This window comes from Paraburkholderia sp. BL21I4N1 (genome assembly GCF_002973525.1).
GTDB lineage: Bacteria > Pseudomonadota > Gammaproteobacteria > Burkholderiales > Burkholderiaceae > Paraburkholderia.
In genome coordinates this window covers 131,236-150,857 of sequence record NZ_PVEN01000012.1, presented here as the reverse complement: position 1 = coordinate 150,857, position 19,622 = coordinate 131,236, and the positions used below count along the sequence as shown (strand labels likewise).

Annotated in this window: 17 protein-coding genes; 14 read left to right on the top strand and 3 right to left on the bottom strand. The window is 65.2% G+C overall.

Annotated elements, in window-relative coordinates:
• Positions 1-22 precede the first annotated feature (22 nt).
• The gene (locus B0G83_RS26455; protein ID WP_105510335.1) at positions 23-925 is read right to left on the bottom strand and encodes a CoA ester lyase; all 903 of its coding nucleotides are present in this window, start codon (positions 923-925) and stop codon (positions 23-25) included.
• 496 nt (positions 926-1,421) lie between these two features.
• On the opposite strand from B0G83_RS26455, the gene B0G83_RS26450 reads away from it, so the two are divergent.
• The 7 genes from B0G83_RS26450 (at position 1,422) to B0G83_RS26420 (ending at position 10,069) form a co-directional block, all read left to right on the top strand.
• Positions 1,422-1,673, top strand: coding sequence for a hypothetical protein (locus tag B0G83_RS26450; protein ID WP_105510334.1), 252 nt, complete (start codon positions 1,422-1,424; stop codon positions 1,671-1,673).
• A gap of 166 nt (positions 1,674-1,839) precedes the next feature.
• Positions 1,840-2,967 carry a hybrid sensor histidine kinase/response regulator gene (locus B0G83_RS26445; protein WP_105510333.1) on the top strand — a complete coding sequence of 376 codons (1,128 nt, stop codon included), beginning with the start codon at positions 1,840-1,842 and terminating at the stop codon, positions 2,965-2,967.
• A 261-nt stretch (positions 2,968-3,228) separates the two neighbouring features.
• Positions 3,229-4,047, top strand: a complete 819-nt coding sequence (locus B0G83_RS26440; RefSeq protein WP_105510436.1) for an ABC transporter substrate-binding protein — start codon at positions 3,229-3,231, stop codon at positions 4,045-4,047.
• 110 nt (positions 4,048-4,157) lie between these two features.
• Positions 4,158-4,934, top strand: a complete 777-nt coding sequence (locus B0G83_RS26435) for an amino acid ABC transporter permease (protein ID WP_105510435.1) — start codon at positions 4,158-4,160, stop codon at positions 4,932-4,934.
• Positions 4,931-5,617 (top strand): amino acid ABC transporter permease, encoded by a 687-nt coding sequence (locus B0G83_RS26430; protein WP_105510332.1) that lies wholly within the window; start codon positions 4,931-4,933, stop codon positions 5,615-5,617. The genes B0G83_RS26435 and B0G83_RS26430 overlap by 4 nt, the downstream gene beginning before the upstream one ends.
• Before the next feature lie 108 nt (positions 5,618-5,725).
• Positions 5,726-8,380 carry an EAL domain-containing protein gene (locus B0G83_RS26425; protein ID WP_105510331.1) on the top strand — a complete coding sequence of 885 codons (2,655 nt, stop codon included), beginning with the start codon at positions 5,726-5,728 and terminating at the stop codon, positions 8,378-8,380.
• 15 nt (positions 8,381-8,395) lie between these two features.
• On the top strand, positions 8,396-10,069 hold the full coding sequence (locus tag B0G83_RS26420; protein ID WP_105510330.1) for a methyl-accepting chemotaxis protein: 1,674 nt from the start codon (positions 8,396-8,398) through the stop codon (positions 10,067-10,069).
• On the opposite strand, the gene B0G83_RS26415 is transcribed toward B0G83_RS26420, so the two are convergent.
• Positions 10,026-10,913, bottom strand: coding sequence for a LysR substrate-binding domain-containing protein (locus B0G83_RS26415; RefSeq protein ID WP_105510329.1), 888 nt, complete (start codon positions 10,911-10,913; stop codon positions 10,026-10,028). The genes B0G83_RS26420 and B0G83_RS26415 overlap by 44 nt on opposite strands.
• A gap of 247 nt (positions 10,914-11,160) precedes the next feature.
• On the opposite strand from B0G83_RS26415, the gene B0G83_RS26410 reads away from it, so the two are divergent.
• The 4 genes from B0G83_RS26410 (at position 11,161) to B0G83_RS26395 (ending at position 15,353) form a co-directional block, all read left to right on the top strand.
• Positions 11,161-12,090 carry a polysaccharide deacetylase gene (locus B0G83_RS26410; RefSeq protein WP_105510328.1) on the top strand — a complete coding sequence of 310 codons (930 nt, stop codon included), beginning with the start codon at positions 11,161-11,163 and terminating at the stop codon, positions 12,088-12,090.
• Complete coding sequence (locus B0G83_RS26405; protein WP_105510327.1) at positions 12,087-13,040, top strand: polysaccharide deacetylase; 954 nt, start codon at positions 12,087-12,089, stop codon at positions 13,038-13,040. Before B0G83_RS26410 ends, B0G83_RS26405 begins: the two co-directional genes overlap by 4 nt.
• Positions 13,037-14,431 carry an MmgE/PrpD family protein gene (locus tag B0G83_RS26400; RefSeq protein ID WP_105510326.1) on the top strand — a complete coding sequence of 465 codons (1,395 nt, stop codon included), beginning with the start codon at positions 13,037-13,039 and terminating at the stop codon, positions 14,429-14,431. The genes B0G83_RS26405 and B0G83_RS26400 overlap by 4 nt, the downstream gene beginning before the upstream one ends.
• Positions 14,432-14,498: 67 nt before the next feature.
• Positions 14,499-15,353 (top strand): ABC transporter substrate-binding protein, encoded by an 855-nt coding sequence (locus B0G83_RS26395; RefSeq protein WP_105510325.1) that lies wholly within the window; start codon positions 14,499-14,501, stop codon positions 15,351-15,353.
• Between the two features lie 53 nt (positions 15,354-15,406).
• Here B0G83_RS26395 and B0G83_RS26390 read toward each other — a convergent pair whose 3' ends face one another.
• Positions 15,407-16,285 carry a LysR family transcriptional regulator gene (locus tag B0G83_RS26390; protein ID WP_105510324.1) on the bottom strand — a complete coding sequence of 293 codons (879 nt, stop codon included), beginning with the start codon at positions 16,283-16,285 and terminating at the stop codon, positions 15,407-15,409.
• Between the two features lie 150 nt (positions 16,286-16,435).
• Between B0G83_RS26390 and argH the strand changes: the two genes are divergently transcribed.
• Genes argH through B0G83_RS26375 form a run of 3 tightly spaced genes read left to right on the top strand, consistent with a single transcriptional unit; the run spans position 16,436 to position 19,610 of the window.
• Complete coding sequence (gene argH, locus B0G83_RS26385) at positions 16,436-17,869, top strand: argininosuccinate lyase (RefSeq protein WP_219849048.1); 1,434 nt, start codon at positions 16,436-16,438, stop codon at positions 17,867-17,869.
• A gap of 2 nt (positions 17,870-17,871) precedes the next feature.
• Entirely contained in the window at positions 17,872-18,825 is a 954-nt protein-coding gene (locus tag B0G83_RS26380; RefSeq protein WP_105510323.1) for an amino acid ABC transporter permease, read from the top strand.
• A gap of 20 nt (positions 18,826-18,845) precedes the next feature.
• Positions 18,846-19,610, top strand: coding sequence for an amino acid ABC transporter ATP-binding protein (locus B0G83_RS26375; RefSeq protein ID WP_105510322.1), 765 nt, complete (start codon positions 18,846-18,848; stop codon positions 19,608-19,610).
• Positions 19,611-19,622: the final 12 nt, after the last annotated feature.

Below are 19,622 nucleotides of genomic sequence, written 5' to 3'. Positions count from 1 at the left end.
ACTAGGCGAGTGTCCATGTCGTTCAGGCGAGGCCGAATTGCGTGGCGCGTGCGAGCAGCCGGTGCGCGGCGAGATAGTCGGGGACTTCGGCGAGAAAGCCGTCCACCACGGCGGCGGCGACCCGCTTGCCGTTCGATTGTTCGCGGGCTGTGTCGAAGGTCTGGATCACGCGCCGGGCGAGCGCGACTTCGTCCGCACTCGGCGTCAGCACGCGATTGACGATCGGCGTGAGCGGCGCGTTGACGATGCCCTTGGCCTTGTAGCCGAGCGCGCGCGAGCGGCGCATGTCGTGCTCCGCGCCTTCGACGTCCGCGTAGCTGTAGGGACAGTCGATCGCCGTGACGCCGACGGCCGAGCATTCGAGCAGAAACCGCGAGCGCACGTAATCGAGTTCGTGGCCAGCGTGCGTACGTTCGGCGCCGAGATCGGCCACCATGTCTTCGGTCCCGACCAGCACGGCGGAAATACGGCGGCTGCAACGGGCAATCGCCATGGTGTTGACCACGCCGAGCGGCGATTCGATGTTCGGCACGAGTTCGGTCGAGCCCGGTTGAATGTCGTACTCCGCTTCGCAGCGCGAGACCGCTTCGTCGAGCGCGACGACCTGCTCGGGCGTCGACACGAACGACATCATGATGATGTCCGGCCGGCTGCGCATGACGGCGCGCAGATCGTCCACGCCGCCGCTGTCGAGCGGGTTCACGCGCACGGAGGTCAGCACGCCGGCGTCACGCCAGCATTTCAGGACTTCGCCCGCGATACGGTGCGCTTCCGGCCGGCGTGCCGGCGGCGTGAAGGTCTCGAGTTCCTGAACGAGGACGTCGGCGCCGGTCTGCGGACCGGCGAGGAGTGTTTCGCGGTCGGCGCCGGCCAGAAACAGCCAGGAGCGGCGCAACTGCGGCGGACGTCGATTGAGCAGGGGCATCGGATATTCCTCTCAGGCGCGGACCTCGTAAGTGCGCGCGGTGGGTTGGTGACGATGAAGCGGATAGGCCGCGCGACGCGCCGACATTCGAGCCGGTGCGCTACGTGATGGGATGGAGTGATCTGGCGACGCCCGTGGCCGGGACGGATTGAGTCCGCCACACCGATACGATGAGTGAATGACGTGATTCCGTGCGGGCTACCGCTCGTCATGCATCGGTCGTGGCGTCGGTGAGCAGTCCCGGTTGCGTCAGGCGTCGTTGAGTCGGCCAAAGATTAAACTCGGCCGCCGCCGGCAACAACTATCAGGAATGTCAGTGTGCGGCACACAAGCCAGCAGGACCACGCCGGTGTGCGCCTCGCCGCAGGGCCTGTCGATGCAGTATCCTCTCGCGTGGCGCCCGCCCGCTTCATGCGGCCGAGGCGCCGTGCAAGCGCCTGCTTCGCACTCGCCCGTTTGACCTACAAAGCGCCATCGAACTGAAAGGAGGGCGGAGATGAGCTTCTCGGCCGACATGCTCGTGCTGATCTGCGCCGGTTGCTGGGTCGCGGTGGTCCTCGCGCGCTCGGGCGTGCTGCGCGGCAAACGCGGCGCGCGCGATTCGCAAGGTGCGCGTGTCTTGCGTGGCGCCTTGGAGAAACGCGACGTGCCCGACGTGCGCAACGTTCAGGATGTCAGGGACGTGCGAAACGTCGGCCGGATCGGCGGCCTGAAAAACCCGCGCGGCTGGCGCAAGCCGCGCCCCTGAATGCGCCGCGCAGTGCAGCGGCGCGGCGACGCAACCCGCATAAGCACTCAGGCGGAATATTCCCGCGCTCTGGCGAACGCGCTAACATGTTCCCCCCAACGCCAATTTCATCACTCGTGAATCGGGCGCCATTCAACCCTGGCCACCGCGATCGGCAGACAACGCTATGAGTGACACCCCGCAGCCGCCGTTTTCCATTCTCTTCGTCGACGACGACGAACTGTCGCGCAACCATTTCGCACGCGCCATCCGCGCCGATTACAACGTGCATGTCGCCGGCAGCGCGGACGAGGCCATGGCCGTGCTCGACCGCCACGGCGCGGAAATCGCCGTGCTGGTCACGGATTTCCGCATGCCCGGCCGCGACGGCGACCATCTGTTGCGCCACGTCGCGCATGACTACCCGCAGATCGTACGGATTCTCGTCACCGCCTACGCCGATAAAGACCTGCTGCTGAAAACAGTCAATACCGGCGAGATTTTCCGCATCCTCGAAAAGCCGTTGCGCACGGAGAAGGTCCGCGAGGTGCTGCAACTGGCCATGGCGCGCTACGCCGAGCGGGAAACGCGTCAGCAACGCCTGCTGGCCATGGACGAAACGCTGGCCTTCCTGGCGCACGAACTGAACACCCCGCTGGCGACGATCTCGTTGTTCGCGCAATCGGTCGGCAACAATGTGGTGGAGCAATACGATCCGGAGCGTCAGAAGGAGATCGGTCACGCGGCCACCTCGATGCTCAACAACGCGCAGTATTGCCTGACGCTGATCTCGTCGTTCTGGGCGACGGTGCACAAGAGCGGCGGTCAGCAGGCGGCCTCGGGCGTGAGTCTGCGCGAAGTCACCGCAACGCGGCTGATCGCCACGTTGCTCGACACCTATCCGTTCGCCGCCTCGCAGCGCGACTGGATTCAGGTCGACGTGCAAGGCGATTTCGTGGTCCGCACCATGCCCAACTGCGTGGCGCTGGTGCTGTCCTCGCTGTTGTCGAATGCGCTGCGCGCGCTGGAGACGACTGCCGCCCCGGTGCTGCGGCTCGAAGTCGTCGCCACCCCGGAGCCGGAAATCCGGGTTCGCGATAATGGTCCCGGCATCGCGCCGGAGGTCAAAGCGCGTTTGATGCAAGATCCGGTCACCACGTATGCGGGCGCCGGCGGCCATGGCATGGGCATGATCTTTTGCAACCGGATCATGCAATCGTCGGGCGGCTCGCTGCGAATCGACTCCTCGCTTGGCGAAGGCACCACCGTGACGATGGCGTTTCCCAATTACAAAAACCGAACCGAAACGCTGTAAGTGCCGCGGCAGGCGCGCTTTCAGCGCGCCGCGCGTGCCTGCGTGCGCGGGAAAATCTGCTGCGCGCGCGCTCATTTGTTCAATCAGACGTTCAATCGGATCGTGCGGTTAGCGCTCGTTGGCTGTTATCACATCCCCGACTTAGTAGCTGACAAATGCTTGGTTCGTGGCCTCCCGGCGCGCTGCTACAGTGGCCGCCACGCTGACGGGTGCGCCCGCAACGATCAAGAAAATCAACTGATTGACTATGGGGCTTTCACCATGAAGAACTGGACTCGCCATGCCGCTATCGCGGGACTGCTTTTGACGCTGGCGGGCGTCGCACACGCCGATCAACTCGACGACATCAAAAAGGCCGGCGTGTTGCGCGTCGCGACCTTCGACAGCAATCCGCCTTTCGGTTTCGTCGATCCGAAGAGCAATCAGATTGTCGGTCTCGACGTCGACTATGCGCGTGCCGTCGCGGCGAAGCTCGGCGTGAAGCTCGAGATTCAGCCCACCAACCCGGCCAACCGGATTGCGTTTCTGAAGTCGAACAAGGTCGATCTGGTGTTCGCGAACTTCACGATTACGGATGAGCGCAAGAAGGAGATCGACTTCAGCACGCCGTATTTCGCGTCGGGCACGCAGTTCATCGCAAAGAAGGGCGTATTGAAGTCGCCGCAACAACTGGCGAGCCTGCGGATCGGCGCGGATAAGGGCACCACGAACGAACAGCAGGTCCGCGCGCAGTATCCGGCCGCGACCATCGTCGCTTACGACGACACGCCGTTCGCGTTCGCCGCGCTGCGCGCCGGCAACGTGCAGGCCATCACTCAGGACGGCCCTAAGCTGGTCGCGTTGCTGGCGAATGTGCCGGATAAGGACAAGTACGAGATCCCGCCGTTCACGATCTCGAACGACTATGAAGGCGTCGGCGTACCGAAGAACCAGCCGCGTCTGTTGAGCGTGGTCAACGAGACACTGCAGGACCTGGAAGCGAAGGGCAACGCTTCGAAGATCTACGACCAGTGGTTCGGCCCGAAGAGCCGCGCGCCTCTGCCGCGTCTGTTCAAGATCGGCGATCCGCAGAAGAGCTGACCGAAGCGTTGAACTGAGCGCGAAGCAAGGCACGCTCACAGTCCGGCCCGCCGCGCATCTGACGGCGGGCTGATTTGTTTCTGCACGGCAATGGTTTCTCGACGATGACGATGAACACGTGGCTCGAACCGCGCTACACGGCGTGGATCTGGCACGGCTTCGCAATGACGCTGGCGCTGTCGGCCTGTGTGATCGTGGGCGCGACGCTGCTGGGTTTTGGGCTGTCGCTTGCCCGCAGCGCGCCTTATGCGGCCGTGCGCCGCGCGGCGGCCGCTTATGTGCTGATTTTCCGCAACTCGCCACTGATCGTGCAACTACTCTTCTGGTATTTCGGCGCGGCAGCGCTCATGCCCGAGAGCGCGATGAGCTGGCTGAACACACCGCATGCGCTCACGCTCGGGCCGCTGACACTCGGCTGGCCGAGCTTCGAGTTTCTGGCCGGCTGGATTGGTCTGACGTGCTACGCAACCACCTTTATCGGCGAGGAATTCCGCGCGGGTCTGCGCGGCGTGCGCGACGGTCAGCATCAGGCGGCCGCCGCGCTCGGCCTGACGCGTTTCGCGGCGTTCCGCTATGTGATCCTGCCGCAGGCGGTGCGGATCGCAACGCCGCCGCTGGCCGGGCAATACATGAATATCGTCAAGAACTCGTCGCTGACCATGGCAATTGGATTAGCCGAGTTGTCGTATTCGTCGCGCCAGGTGGAGACGGAAACGCTGAAGACATTCCAGGCATTCGGCATGGCGACGCTGCTTTACGTTGCGACGATCGCCCTCATCGAAATCGCGTTGCTGCTGCGGCAGCGCCATGGCGCCCACGGTGCCGGTGGTGCGCGTGGTTCTCACGCCGCAGGCGGCTGGCGCGCCACGCGCGGAGGCGGCTCATGAACGCGCCCGACTGGCTGCCTATCCTGCGTTATCTGCTGCTCGGCACGTTTCCCGATGGCCCGCTCGGCGGCGTTGCGCTGACCGTGGTGTTGACGCTGACGTCGGCGTCGTTGTCGGCGCTGCTCGGCCTCGCCGGCGGCGTCGCATTGGCGATGACACGCGGCATCGCGCATCTCGTGCTACTCACCGTGGTGGGCCTGTTCCGCGCGATTCCCGTGCTGATGCTGATCTTCTGGACCTTCTTCCTGATGCCGGTGCTGCTGCATGCGGACGTGCCCGGACTCGCAACCGTGGTGTGCGCGCTCGCACTGATCGGCGGCGCCTATCTGTCGCATTCGGTGCAGGCTGGCATCGTCGCGATCGGCGACGGGCAGTGGCAGGCGGCACTCTCGCTCGGCATGACGCGTGCTCAGGCGTTGCGTTACGTGCTGTTGCCGCAAGCGGTAAGGGTGATGACGCCGTCGTTCGTCAATCAATGGGTGTCGCTGATCAAGGACACGTCGCTGGCCTATATCGTCGGCGTGCCGGAGTTCACCTTTCTCGCGAACCAGGTCAATAACCGCTTGATGGTCTATCCCGCACAGATCTTTCTGTTCGTCGGGCTGGTGTTTCTGGTGCTGTGCTGCACGTTTCAATGGGCCGTGACGCGCCTGCTGAACGCACGCTTCGAGACGCCGCACTAGCGGCAAAGCGCATCGCAAGGCACGTTTGACGTGGATCAAGGTGAGCCGGGGTGGGCGCTGTTACTGTCGGCGCCATCTCAGAATTGCGACCTACGATCCCGTCACGCCATGGTTCATCACACGCTGGATATCGAAATCGGCCGGCTGGTATCCGGCTCGATGCTGGAATGCTCGCCGCACACGTCGATTCACGATGCCGCCCGTTGCATGGCGGAGCAGCGGCGCAGCGCGATCGTCGTGATGGATGGGCCGCACGCGGTCGGCATCTGGACTGAGCACGACGCGCTGGCGCTCGCCGACGACACCGACGTCCACGCCGCCCCCGTCGAAGCGGTGATGAGCCGGCCGGTGGTGTCGTTGCCGCAGTACACGCGGCTCGGCGACGCCGCGCTGCATTTCAGAAACAGCGGCATTCGTCATTGCCTTGTGGTCGACGACCAGGGGCACTCGCTCGGCATTCTCACGCAGACCGACTTCGTGATGAATCAGGGCGCCGAGTACTTCCTGCGGATGAAGTCGATCGAATCGATCAAGGCCGCCACGCCGGTGCTGGTCGATCACGCGCTGTGTGTGAAGGAAGCCATGCGTTTGATGCGCATGCAACGACTGAGCGCGGTGGTAGTGGTCTATCCGGATGGTGTGCACGGCATTCTGACGGAGCGCGATATCGTCGGGCTGGTTGCGAATGGCGCGACGAACGGCACGGTGGGTTGCCACGCGAGCCGGCCGCTGCGTTGCCTGCGCCAGTCGCAGAGTCTGTATGCGGCGCGCCAGTATCTGATCGAGCATCGCATGCGTCATGTCGGCATTCTCGACCGGCACGACGTATTGATCGGCGTGCTGGGTCTCGCCGATATTCTCAACGACATCGAACACGAGTACGTGCAGGAACTGCAGATCGCGCTGCGCGAGCGCGACGACGCGTTGTTCGAGTCGCGCTACAACCTGCGCCTTGCCGACCGGGTCGTCGAATCGTCGCTCGACGGCGTGATGGTGACCGATCTGCATGGCACCATCGAACGGGTCAATCCGGCTTTTACCCGGCTGACCGGTTACGCGAAATCAGAGGTGGTAGGGCGCAACGCCAGCCTGCTGAGTTCCGGACGCCAGCCGCCGGGTTTTTATCGCGACCTGTGGCAACACCTGCGGGAAACCGGGCACTGGCAAGGCGAAATCTGGAACCGCAAGAAGAGTGGCGAACTGTACCTGGAATATCTGTCGATCTCCGGTATCTGCGACGAAACCGGCCGCTGCACGCATTACGCCGCGATCTTTTCGGATATTACGGGGCGCCGGCTGGCGGAAGAGCGGCTGAGCTACCTGGCCACGCATGATGCGCTCACCGGCTTGCCGAATCGCACGTTGTTCAGCGAACGGCTCGGCCACGCAATGGTGCGCGCGCAGCGCGGCGCCAAACGGGTCGCGGTGATGTTTCTCGATCTCGACCGCTTCAAGCTGATCAACGACACGCTCGGCCACGGCATCGGCGACGAAACGCTCAAGGTAATCGCGGAGCGGCTCAAACACGGCGTGCGCGAAACCGATACCGTGGCGCGTTTAGGGGGCGACGAATTCACGATCGTCGCCGAAGATATCGACGATATTCGCCATGTCGGCAAGATCGCGCAATCGCTGCTCGATGTGATCGGCCGGCCGATCAGCGTCGGCGCGCAGAGCGTGTTCGTGACGCCGAGTATCGGCATCAGCATGTTTCCCGACGACGGCACCGATCCGAAGCAATTGCTGATGCAGGCGGATCGCGCCATGTACGAAGCCAAGGAGGTCGGCAAGAACAACTTCCAGTTCTTCGCGGCGACGATGACGTCGTCGGCGAAAGAGCGGATCGTGCTCGAAGGCGAATTGCGTCAGGCGCTGCTGGCGCAGGAATTCCGTCTGCACTACCAGCCCGAATACGACCTGCGCAGCGGCGCTATGACAGGGGTGGAAGCGCTGATCCGCTGGCAGCATCCGCAGCGTGGCTTGATTGGACCCGACCAGTTCATTCCGGCCGCGGAAGAGTCGGCGCTGATCGTGCCGATCGGCGGCTGGGTGTTGCGCGAGGCGTGCCGCCAGGCGCGCGCGTGGCTCGACGAGGGCTTCGAGTTCGGGCGCATTGCCGTCAACCTGTCCGGCAAGCAGTGCCGCCATGACGGTTTTCTGCACGAGGTGGCCCGTGTGTTGAGCGACACCGGCTTGCCGGCGCAGCGCTTGCAGTTCGAACTGGTCGAGAGTATGGCCATGACCGGCCGCGAGGAAACCGCCGCGTTGCTGGGCGAGCTGGCGCGTCGCGGTATCAGTCTCGCGATCGACGACTTCGGCACCGGCTACTCGGCGTTCGCCTATTTGCAGAGTCTGCCGGTGGATACGCTGAAGATCGACCGCTCGTTTCTGGCGCAGATCGGCCCCGGCACCACCGACGGCGCGATCGTGCGCGCGATCGTCGCGATGGCCAGGGCGCTCGGCATCACGGTCGTGGCCGAAGGCGTCGAATACGACGCGCAGTGGCGCTTTCTGCGCGAGATCGGTTGCGACCGCGCGCAAGGTTATCTGCTAGGCCGTCCGGTCCCCGCCGATCGATTGAGCCGCTGCGCGCAAGCCGAGCATCACACGCGCCGTGCGCCGCATGCCGCGTTGGAGGGCGAGCGCGAGCGACTCGACGGCAAGCGGGAATCCCCAACCGAACCGGCTTCGCCGCACGTATCACGACCGGCTTCACATCAGGCCTCACACCAGGCTTCACCCCAGGCCTCACACCAGGCGTAACCCGCGACCTACCCCATGCGTGAAAATCTCCCGGTCACCGATGAAGAGTACGTGCTGTCCGAACTGGACGTCATCATCACCCGCACCGATCTGTCGGGCAACATCGTCTACGCCAACGAAGCGTTCCTGCGCAGCAGCGGCTATCCGCATGCCGAGGTGATCGGCAAGCCGCAGAATATCGTCCGTCACCCGGACATGCCCGAGGAGGCCTATCGGGATCTGTGGGACACCATCGGCGGCGATCGGCCGTGGACCGGTGTGGTGAAGAATCGCCGCAAGCAGGGCGGGTATTACTGGGTGATCGCCAACGTCACGCCGGTGTTCGAGAAGGGCGAGAAGGTCGGCTATATGTCGGTCCGCACGAAGCCGTCCGACGAGCAGATCGCGCGGGCCGACCGTTTATATGACCGGCTCAATTCGTCCGCCGGCCACAAGCTGCGTTTGTCCGGCGGAACGGTGATCCGCACGGGCGTGGCCGGTGTCGCGGACCGGCTGCTGCGCCTGCCGGTCAATCTGCGCGTGTGGGCCACCATGGCGATGCTGATCGCCGTGATCCTGCTGCAATCGCTCGTCGCAAGTGGCTGGGTGCTGCCGCTTTGGCAAGCCTTGCTGCTGGCCGCCGTGGGAACGGGACTCGCGCTTGCCTGCGGCGTCTATCTCACGCGCAATCTGCTGATGCCGTTGCAGGCGCTCAACGCGGGCGCCTTGAGCGTTCTGAACGGCCACATCCAGCAACGTTTTCCCGAACGCGGCGACGCGCAGACCCGCATGCTCGGCCGGATGCTGAATCAGATGAACGCGAAACTGGTCGGCGTGTTGATCGACGCCAAGATTTCGATCGATGCGATCCGCGACAAGACCCACGAATTCGCGCGCGGCAACAACGATCTCGCCACCCGCACCGACGAACAGGCGAGCGCGATCGATCAGACCACCGCCAGTCTCGCCGAGATCACGGAGACGGCGGAACAGAATGCGCTCGGCGCCGAACGCGCCAATACGTCCGGGCGGCAGACGGCGGAAAGCGCCGAAGTCGCGGCCGGTGAAGTGCAGAAGACGGTCGCCGTGATGGAGCGCGTGCGCGAGCATTCGCGCAAGATTGCGGACATCACGTCGGTGATCGACGCGATTGCGTTTCAGACCAATATCATCGCGCTGAACGCTTCCGTGGAAGCGGCGCGCGCGGGGCAATACGGACGCGGTTTCGCCGTGGTGGCGTCGGAAGTGCGCAGTCTCGCGCAGCGCGCGGCCGGCGCCGCGAAGGAAATCAAAACCTTGATCGAGACCTCGCTGGATACGGTCACCACAGCCTCGCAAACGGCGGCGCGCGCCGGCGAGACGATGAATACCGTCGAGCAGACGGTCACGCAATTGACCCGCACGCTGTACGACATCGCGCTGGCGAGCCGCGGCCAGAGCGTGCAGATCGCGCAGATCAACGAGGCGGTCGGGCAGGTGGCCGGGCTGACCCAGCGCAATGCGGCGCTGGTCGAACAGTCGGCGGTGGCGTCGACCGATCTTCAGCAGCAGACGCAGTCGCTCGAATCGGCGATGAGCATTTTTCATTTGCGCAGCGAGACGCGCGGCGAAGTGCGCAGCGAGGAAACGGCCGACGCGCTGCGGTGCCAACCCAAACACGCGGCGCTTACTCCGCGCTGCTCGCCTGCAACCAGGTCAACAGCGGCTTGAGCTTCTCCCGGTATTCGTTGCGCGGCGGATGTACGAGGTAATACCCGGAGCCGGTTTCCACGATCCGTTTGAACGGCGTCACGAGCGAGCCGCTGGCCAGATTTTCCCCCACCAGATTCAGATCGCCCAACGCGACCCCTAGCCCGCGCACCGCGGCGCTAAACGCGAGGTCCAGCGTATCGAAGACCTGCTCGCGATACGTATGGGCCGCCAGATTGCCTTCCTGCTGCAACCACAACATCCAGCCACGCCGGCCGAAACTCGAATGCAGCAACGTGTGCTGCTTCAGGTCTTCGGGCTCGACGAGCGGCGGCGTGCCGCTTGCGATTTGCGGCGAGCAGACGGGCGTCAGCCGTTCGCGCATCAGACAGGTCGATTCGAGCCCTTCCCAGTTGCCGGTGCCGAACAGGATCGCCGCGTCGAGCGTGCCTTCACCGAAATTCGTGGGCAGGAACCAGGCCGTGTCGATATTCAACTGCGTGCCGGGCACCTGCGCATAGAAGTCGGACAGGCGCGGCAGCAGCCAGCGAGCGGCGAGCGTGGGAGTGACACGCAACGTGATGGTCTGGCTGCCCGTGTTGGTGATGTGCATGGAGCGCCGCGCGGTGGCCAGCAGTTCCTCGACGATCGGCACCAGCCGCTGGCACGCCGACGTGGGCACGACCATGCGCGTGTGGCGAACGAACAGCGCGCAGCCGAAATACTCCTCGATCTGCTGGATATGGCGGCTGACCGCACTCTGGCTCAGAAACAGCTGCTGTGACGCGGCCGTGAAATTGCCGCAGCGCGCCACCACCAGCAGCGTCTGCAGCACATTGAACGGCGGATAGCGCTCGATTTTCATTGATGCATATCTTGCATGGTAACCATGAGATTTTACCGTTTGCCGTCGATAAATTGGCGGCCTTAAATCACACACAGGTTCCGCACGACGACGCCCGGCGGCGCGTCACCGGTGGCCGCCGCTGGACGTGAAAGTCAGGCGGGGCAGCCATCGGCGGGGTCCGGCCGAATTTCATCCGAGGCAAGTTCGCATGAACGCATGGATTGTCCGCGTGGCGTTGTCACGCCTGTACGGAACGTGGTGAGCAATGTCAGTCCCGAATCAATCGCCTGCTTTTGAGCTGCGCTGTCACGCGGCGGCCCGCTCACCGGCACCACGCTGGCCCGACGGTCACCGTTCCTGCGTCGCGCTGGCTTTCGACCTCGACGGTCCCACCGGCGACGCAATGCTCGACGGTTCGATCTGGCGTAACCCGTCGTATTTCACGCTCGGCAGCTATGGGCCGTGGCGCGCGCTGGGACGGCTGCTCGATCTGCTGGACGGGCGGTGTGTGCCCGCCACGTTTTTCGTGCCGGCATGGGTCGTCGAAAACTGGCCGAAGCAGTGCGCGGCGATCCTCGAAGGCGGCCACGAAATCGCCTATCACGGCTATCGGCACGAGGCTTTCTGGACGCTCGATCGCGACGCGCAGCGCGCCGTGATGGCACGTTCCGCCGAGGTCTTCGAGCGCTATCTGGGTGTGCGGCCGGTCGGCTTTCGTACACCGTCGGGCGACTGGGGCCCGGACACGATCGACGTGCTGCTCGAAGCGGGCGTGCGCTATTCGAGCTCGATGCGTGGCGACGATCGTCCCTATCTGCTGCGCGCGCCGGGCAGGGCCGAGCCGATGGTGGAGATTCCCGGGCGCTGGGAACTGGACGACTATGCGTCGCTCGCGTATCACCGCGGCCCGGATTTTCCGGCGAGCCTCGACCGGATCGCGAGCTACGACACGACTCTCGACAACTGGCGTCGCGAATTCGACGGCTCGCATCGCGACGGGCTTTGCCTGACCACGCTGTTTCATCCGAAGGTGTCGGGCAAACCTGGCCGCATCGCGTTGCTGGAGAAGCTGCTCGACCATATGCGAGGACAGGGCGCCGTAGAGGGCAGCGTCTGGTTCGCCACCTGCCGCGACGTCGCGCAATGGTGGCTCGACCACGACGTTTCAACGCAAGCGCGGGAGGTGAGCGCATGACGTCATTTCGCTGGCCGGACAACGCGCGCTGCGCGGTCGTCGTGACGGTCGACTTCAACGATGAACACGGCATCCTCACGCAGGAGCCGCGTATTGCCGGTCGCGAGAAATCGCTGTCGGTCTGGCGTTATGGCGCCAAACGCGGCGTGGACCGCGTGCTCGATGCCTTCGACGAGTTCGACCTCCGCGCGAGCTGGTTCGTGCCGGGACGGGTCGTGCAAACACACAGCGACCTGCTGCGCCGCATCGACGCGCAACACCACGAGATCGGCACGAGCGGGTTTCGTTGCGAGAACTTCGACACGCTGACGCTCGTTCAACAGAAGTCGGCGTTTCATGACGGGCAGCAGGCGCTGATGGACGTGCTCGGGCGCCGCGCCGAAGGCTTCCGTTCGTTCACCGGCAACTGGGCGCCCGGTTTCGCGGATTTCTTGCGGGCCGAAGGCATCGCGTGGTCGTCGTCGTGGCGCGGGGACGATCTGCCGTATTTCCATCTGCCGGATACGCAGGCGGGCGCGAGCGGCGCATCGCACCCGGCGTCGCACCACGCGCCGCTGGTCGAATTGCCGCTGCACTACGAACTCGAAGACGAGCCGTACTTCGTCTACAACCTGTCGCCCGCGGTCCCGGTCGGGCAGCCGCGCATTCCGTCCTATCGCGAGGTGCTGGCGAACTGGAAGCAGGATTTCGCGGCCTTTCATCGCTTCGGGCTGTGCTTCGTGTTGCGCTTGCATCCCGAGTTGATCGGCACGGCGGGCCGCATCGACGTGCTGCGCGAACTGCTCGGCGAGATGCGCGCGCACGACGACGTCTGGTTCGCGACCGGCGCGGAAGTGGCCCACTGGTGGAGGGACAACGTCGACGGCAACGAACCGGGGCATCCGGTCGAGATCTTCGCGCGGCATCGCGATTCGCGCGATTCGCGCGACACGGCGCGGACGCTGCGATGAGCGCGCGCGATCTGTCTTTGTCGGAGCAACTGGCGGCGTTCGTCGCGGGTGTGCCGGACGAGGCGCTGCCGCCCGCCGTGATCGAGCGTGCCAAGCGGCATCTGCTCGACACGCTCGGCGCGGCGCTCGGCGGGGCGGTGGCCGCCGAGCCGCGCAGCGCGCGAGCGGTCATGGCCGCGGACGGTCCAGGCAGCGCGCCGGTGTGGGGCACGCGCCACGCCATGAGCCCGCGCAACGCGGCGTTCGTCAACGGCGTCGCGGCCCATGCGCTGGAACTCGACGACTCGGGCGGCTGCGATCACTCTGGCGCCGTCGTGTTGCCGGCCGCTTTCGCCGCGCTCGCGTGCTCGCCGCGACCTGTGTCGGGCCGGGCGTTCCTCACCGCGATGGTGCTCGGCTACGACGTCGGCCGACGCGTGCTCGAAGCGTGCGGCGGCTACTCGCCGCACAACGCGCGCGGCTGGCATTCCACCATGACCTGCGGCGTGTTCGGCGCGGCCGCGGCCAGTGCACGGATCGTCGGGCTCGATGCCGCGCGAACCGGCGCGTCGTTCGGTCATGCCGGCAGCTTTAGCGGCGGCCTGTGGGGCTTCATTCACGACGCGTCGCAAACCAAGCGCATGCATACCGGCCGGGCCGCGGAAAGCGGACTGCTGGCGGCGCTGCTCGCGCAGCACGACATCAGCGGGCCGACGCAGGTCTTCGCGGATGTGTGGGGCGGCTTCTTCAACGCGTTCGCGCCCGACACGCAGAATCGCGCGGCGTTGCTGGACGAGTTGGGCGACACGTGGAAGATCATGCGTTGCTCGATCAAGCCGCATGCGGCGTGCCGCAGCGCGCACGCGGCGGTGGACGCCACGCTCGATCTGATCCGCGCCCGGCCCCACGATCCGGCGCAGGTGCGAAGCGTGCACGTCAGGTTGAGCGGTTTCGTCGAGCGGATGTGCGGTGGCCGCGATCTGCGCAACCTCGCTTCGTCGCAGATGAGCTTGCCGTATGCGCTCGCCGCGGTGCTGGTGCACGGTCATGCCGGCATCGGCGCGTATCGGGAGGCGGCGCGCGGCGATCCGCGCGTGGCGGCCATGCTGGCGCGCATCACGCTCGAGACGGATCCGGCCATGTCCGATCTGGACGAACCGATGGTCACGCTGACCTTGCATGGCGAGCCGCCGCGCTCGCGCCAGGTGCCCACGCCGCTCGGCGATCCGCTGAATCCGCTGTCCGATGCGCAACTGCTGGCGAAGTACCGTTCGCTCACCGCGCTCGTGCTCGATCCTGCGTCGGCGAACGCGCTTGCCGACGCGATATTCGATCTGCAGAATCTCGCCGACGCCCGCTCGCTTGCAACATGGCTCACCGGCGACGCCGATGCGCGGCCTGTTTTGCGTTAGACGACAGACCGCGGCCGAAGCTCACATCGTTCCGATAACAAGCTGGATTTTTAAAGGGGTGTTCATCATGATCACGCTGAATTTGCCGGGCAGTCTTTCGCGTTCGCTTTCGATCGGCCTCTGCGCGTTGCTGTTCGGCGCGGCCGTGCAGGCCGAGGCCCAGGCGCTGCCTGACGCGATTGCCAGAACGAAGGTGATCAAGGTCGCCGTCAACTCGATCTATCCGCCGATGGAATACAAGGATCCGGAGAGCGGCGAACTGGTCGGCTTCGACATCGATCTCGGCAACGCGATCGCGAAGCAACTGGGCGTCAAGCTGGACTGGCAGGAGTCGGCGTTCGAACAATTGCTGCCGTCGCTGACCACCGGGCGCGTGGACATGGTACTGAGCGGCATGAGCGACGTGCCCGGCCGGCGCGACGCGGCGGACTTTCTCGACTATCTGAATTCCGGCGCGCAGTTCTACATCCTGTCCGGCGCGCAAGGCAGCGCGATGCATCAACCCGTCGATCTCTGCGGCAAAGCCGTTGGCACGAGCCGCAGCACGTCGTTCCCCGCCGACACCGCGGCATGGAGCGCGGCCCATTGCGTCGGCAAGGCCGCGGTCACGGTGGAGGGCACCGAAGACACGTCGGCGGCGCGCATGCAGTTGAAGCAGGGGCGCATCGTGGCCGGCGTGCAAGGCAGCGAAACCCTGCCGTACGCGATGAAGCTCGAACCGAACACGTACAAGCCGATCGGCGAGCCGTTCGCCACCTCGCCGGAAGGTATTGCGATCGCGAAGTCGAACCCGAAACTGCGCGATGCCGTCAAGGCCGCGCTCGACAAGCTGATCGCCAACGGCACGTACAGCGCGATCGTCGCGAAGTGGGGGCTGCAATCCAGCGCGGTCCAGCAATTGACGATGAACGGCACGAAGTAATCGCGGCGCGGCGAGCCGAACCACGGCGAGCCGACCCTCGCGAAGCGCGCGCTTCAGCCCACCTTGTCGCTCAGCCAGGTGGCGAACGCGGACACCAGCGGCATATCGGACAACTCATGCGGCGACACGAGGTAATACGCGTGCCGGGACGGCACGGTGAGGCTGAAGGGGCGCATCAGCGTGCCGTCCACCAGATCGTCGCGCACCGAGAAACTGTCGCCGAGCGCGACGCCCTGGCCGTGCACGGCGGCTTCGATGCCGATATGCGCGTTGCCGATCTCGAGAATCCGCAGGCCTTCGAGCTTGTCGGCCGAGGCCTGCGCGAGCCAGCGCATCCACGAGCCCGAGTGCTCGCAGAACAGTGCCTTGCCGACGAGATCCTCGACCTTGCGGATCGCGTTGGGGCCGTTCATCAACGCAGGGCTGACCACTGGAAACAGCGCGGGATGATCGATCATCGTCACATGCCGGTCGCGCCAGCGGCCTTCGCCGTAGCGCACGCAGACGTCGACGTCCGGCGAGTAGACCTCGCGGTCGTCGTTGGACGGGATCACCTTCAGGTTGATGCCCGGATAGTGGTCGAGAAATTCGCCGATATGGCGGGCCATCCAGCGGGCCGTGAACAGCAGCGGCGTGGACACCACGAGGTCGCCCACCATCTCGGGCGAATCGAGTTTGACCACCGCGTTGGCGATCATGTCGAAGGCGCCCTTGACGGGCTGCAGCAGCGCCTCGCCTTCGCGCGTGAGTTTGACGCGCGCTTTCGAGCGCACGAACAGCGTGACGCCGAGGCTTTCCTCGAGAATGCGGATCTGATGGCTGACCGCGCTCGCGGTCACGTGCAACTCCTGCGCGGCGCCGGCCACGCTGGCGCGGCGCGCGGCCGCCTCGAACGCGCGCAACGGATTGAGCGGCGGCAAACGGTTTCTCATGAGGCGTGGCCAGATGCTGAGAAAAATTGCATTTGAACCGAATTTAATTCTCGCTACAAGAAGAAAAACTGAATACGTACAGTGAGGTCAGCGCGGTCGTCTCATGCCTGGCGACACATTGGCCAACTCAATTCATAGGGACTTGCAGCAATGAACATTTCCGAACCGATCGAGCGTTTGTGGGGCGGCCGTTTCAAGTCGGGACCGTCGGCGGCGTTGAAGGCGCTGTCGCGCTCCGAGCCGAGTTTCTTCCGCCTCGCACCCTACGATCTGGCCGGCTCGCGCGCACACGCTCAGGAGCTGCGTCGCGCGGAGATTCTCGCCGATGACGAACTGCAGCGACTGCTCACGGAAATGGACCGGCTGACGACGCAGTTTCTGGCCGGCGAAATCGCGCCGTCCGACGACGACGAAGACGTGCACACGTTCCTCGAACGCGAGCTCACGCAGCGTCTGGGCGCGACCGGCGGCAAACTGCGCGCCGGCCGCTCGCGCAACGACCAGGCAGCCAACGACCTGCGCCTGTATTTGCGGGCCAAGGCGCGTTCGCTGACCCACGCGGTGATCGATCTGCAGCAGGCCTTGACGGAGCAGGCCAGCGCGCACACCCGCAGCGTGACGGCCGGCTTCACGCATCTGCAGCCGGCGCAACCGGTGGTGTTCGCGCATCATCTGCTGGCGCATGCGCAGTCGATCTATCGCGACGTCGACCGGTTGCTCGACTGGGATCGCCGCAGCGCGCGTTCGCCGCTCGGCGCGGCGGCGTTGGCCGGCTCGGCGATCTGTCTGCACCCGGAGCTGTCGGCGGTGGAACTGGGCTACGAAGCGCCCTGCGAGAATTCGATCGACGCGGTGGCGTCGCGCGATCATGTCGCGGAGTTCGTGTTCGTCGCGAGCATGCTGGCGGTGAATCTGTCGCGGCTCTCCGAGGAAGTGATTCTGTGGACTTCCCGCCAGTTCGGCTGGGTGGTGCTCGACGACGGCTACGCGACGGGCAGCTCGATCATGCCGCAGAAGAAAAATTCCGATATCGCCGAACTGACACGCGGCAAGGCGGGGCGCCTGATCGGCAACCTGGGCGGCTTGCTGGCCACGCTGAAGTCGCTGCCGCTCGCCTACAACCGCGATCTCGCCGAAGATAAGAACGCCGCGTTCGACAGTATCGACACGCTCGAACTGGTGTTGCCGGCCATGGCGGGCATGATTCGCACGATGCGGGTGAATGTCGATGAAATGCGCCGCCAGGCGCCGCTCGGCTTCACGCTCGCCACCGAAGTGGCGGACTGGCTGGCGTTGCGCGGCGTGCCGTTCAGCGAGGCGCACGAGATCACCGGCGCCCTGGTGCGGGCTTGCGAGGAGCAGGGTATCGAATTGACGGAGGTGTCGGTGGCGACGCTGGCACAGGTGGATGCGCGGCTCGACGGGTCGGTGCTCGCGCATCTGACGCTGGAGGCGGCGGTGGCCGCGCGCAGCGGTTTCGGCGGCACGGCGCCGGCGCGCGTCGAGGAACAGATTGCCCGTCTGCGCGCGGCGCTCGACCGGCAGGCAGCGTGGGCAGACGATTACAAGGGGCCATCATGGTGAGTATGTCCGACGATCGTGCGGCGTTGTCCGCGGCGGCACAGGAGCAGGCCGCGCAGAGCGGTGTGGCTGGCGTGGCTGACGTGGGTGCGGCTGGTGGCGCGCCTCACGGTGTTGCCGACGGGTTTGCGGATATCACGCAGTTCAAGCACGTGCGGCGCCGCTATTGGGGCCGCTATGTCGCTTCGGCGGCGATTCTCGCGGTGATCGGCTACGTGGTGCTGGCGTTCGCCCATGGGCAGATCGAATGGCGCTACGTCGCGCGTTTTCTGACCGCGCGCTCGATCCTCACGGGGCTCGTCAACACGATCGTGATGACGGTGCTGGCAATGGCGTTAGGCGTGCTGCTCGGCGTCGTCACCGCGATCATGCGGCTGTCGCCGAACCCCGTGCTACAGGCCGTGGCGCAGGGCTACGTATGGCTGTTCCGCGGCACCCCGGTGATTTTGCAATTGCTGCTGTGGTTCAACCTCGCGCTGGTGTTCCCGTCGATGGGCATTCCCGGGCTGTTCGAATTCCGCACCGTCGATGTGATGACGCCGTTTCTCGCGGCCTTGCTCGGACTGGGCATCAACCAGGGGGCGTACACGTCGGAGGTGGTGCGCGCAGGTCTCCTGTCGGTGGACACCGGTCAGTACGAAGCGGCCAAGTCGATCGGCATGCCGCGCCTGCAGGCACTGCGCCGCGTGATCCTGCCGCAGGCGATGCGGGTCATCGTGCCGCCCATCGGCAACGAACTGGTGGGGATGGTGAAGCTGACGTCGCTCGCCAGTGTGATCCAGTACGCGGAGATGCTGCACAACGCGGAGAACATCTACTACGCGAACGCACGGGTGATCGAACTGCTGATGGTGGCGGGCATCTGGTACCTCGTGGTGGTGACGGTGCTGTCGTTCATGCAGTCGCGGGTGGAGCGGCATTACGCCCGCGGCGCCGGACGCGCGTCGGGTCGGCAATGAACACGGAACGAGGAGACGCAATGAATTCAATCGTTCGCGCGGTGGACGTGCGCAAATCCTATGGCGAGTTCAAGGCGCTGCAAGGCATCACGCTCGACGTCGCCCAAGGCGAGGTGCTGTGCGTGATCGGCCCGTCGGGCTCGGGCAAGAGCACGTTCCTGCGCTGCATCAACCAGTTGGAGAAGATCAACCACGGCGCGCTGTGGGTGAACGGCGAACTGGCCGGTTACCGGCGGGTGGGCGACCGTCTGTACGAACTGTCGGAGCGGCAGATCGCGCGGCAGCGTCTGGCGACCAGCATGGTGTTCCAGCGCTTCAACCTGTTTCCGCACAAGACGGCGCTGGAGAACGTCATCGAAGGGCCGGTGCAGGTGCTCAAACGTCGTCGCGCGGAAGCCGAGAAGGAAGCGCGCGGCTTGCTCGAACGCGTGGGTCTCGGTCACAAGTGCGACGCTTTCCCGGTCGAGCTCTCGGGCGGCCAGCAACAACGCGTGGCGATTGCCCGCGCGCTGGCCATGCATCCGCAACTGATGCTGTTCGACGAGCCGACCTCGGCGTTGGACCCCGAACTGGTGGGCGAGGTGCTGGCGGTGATGCGCGACCTCGCGCAAAGCGGCATGACGATGATCGTGGTGACGCACGAACTCGGTTTCGCACGTGAAGTGGCCAATCGGGTGGTCTTCATGGATCAGGGGCAGGTCGTCGAAACCGGTTCGCCCGACCAGGTGCTGGGCCAGCCGCGGCAAAAACGGACGCAGGACTTCATCTCGGCGGTGTTGTCCTGAGCGCGGCCGCAT

What these genes read in the sequence shown, in the direction of transcription:
- B0G83_RS26380 (WP_105510323.1), top strand. Translation starts at nt 17,872, where the DNA reads ATGTCCGACGATCGTGCGGCGTTGTCCGCGGCGGCACAGGAGCAGGCC.
- B0G83_RS26390 (WP_105510324.1), bottom strand. Translation starts at nt 16,285, where the DNA reads ATGAGAAACCGTTTGCCGCCGCTCAATCCGTTGCGCGCGTTCGAGGCG.
- B0G83_RS26445 (WP_105510333.1), top strand. Translation starts at nt 1,840, where the DNA reads ATGAGTGACACCCCGCAGCCGCCGTTTTCCATTCTCTTCGTCGACGAC.
- B0G83_RS26440 (WP_105510436.1), top strand. Translation starts at nt 3,229, where the DNA reads ATGAAGAACTGGACTCGCCATGCCGCTATCGCGGGACTGCTTTTGACG.
- B0G83_RS26420 (WP_105510330.1), top strand. Translation starts at nt 8,396, where the DNA reads ATGCGTGAAAATCTCCCGGTCACCGATGAAGAGTACGTGCTGTCCGAA.
- B0G83_RS26455 (WP_105510335.1), bottom strand. Translation starts at nt 925, where the DNA reads ATGCCCCTGCTCAATCGACGTCCGCCGCAGTTGCGCCGCTCCTGGCTG.
- B0G83_RS26410 (WP_105510328.1), top strand. Translation starts at nt 11,161, where the DNA reads ATGTCAGTCCCGAATCAATCGCCTGCTTTTGAGCTGCGCTGTCACGCG.
- B0G83_RS26415 (WP_105510329.1), bottom strand. Translation starts at nt 10,913, where the DNA reads ATGAAAATCGAGCGCTATCCGCCGTTCAATGTGCTGCAGACGCTGCTG.
- B0G83_RS26425 (WP_105510331.1), top strand. Translation starts at nt 5,726, where the DNA reads ATGGTTCATCACACGCTGGATATCGAAATCGGCCGGCTGGTATCCGGC.
- B0G83_RS26435 (WP_105510435.1), top strand. Translation starts at nt 4,158, where the DNA reads ATGAACACGTGGCTCGAACCGCGCTACACGGCGTGGATCTGGCACGGC.
- B0G83_RS26375 (WP_105510322.1), top strand. Translation starts at nt 18,846, where the DNA reads ATGAATTCAATCGTTCGCGCGGTGGACGTGCGCAAATCCTATGGCGAG.
- argH (WP_219849048.1), top strand. Translation starts at nt 16,436, where the DNA reads ATGAACATTTCCGAACCGATCGAGCGTTTGTGGGGCGGCCGTTTCAAG.
- B0G83_RS26405 (WP_105510327.1), top strand. Translation starts at nt 12,087, where the DNA reads ATGACGTCATTTCGCTGGCCGGACAACGCGCGCTGCGCGGTCGTCGTG.
- B0G83_RS26400 (WP_105510326.1), top strand. Translation starts at nt 13,037, where the DNA reads ATGAGCGCGCGCGATCTGTCTTTGTCGGAGCAACTGGCGGCGTTCGTC.
- B0G83_RS26450 (WP_105510334.1), top strand. Translation starts at nt 1,422, where the DNA reads ATGAGCTTCTCGGCCGACATGCTCGTGCTGATCTGCGCCGGTTGCTGG.
- B0G83_RS26430 (WP_105510332.1), top strand. Translation starts at nt 4,931, where the DNA reads ATGAACGCGCCCGACTGGCTGCCTATCCTGCGTTATCTGCTGCTCGGC.
- B0G83_RS26395 (WP_105510325.1), top strand. Translation starts at nt 14,499, where the DNA reads ATGATCACGCTGAATTTGCCGGGCAGTCTTTCGCGTTCGCTTTCGATC.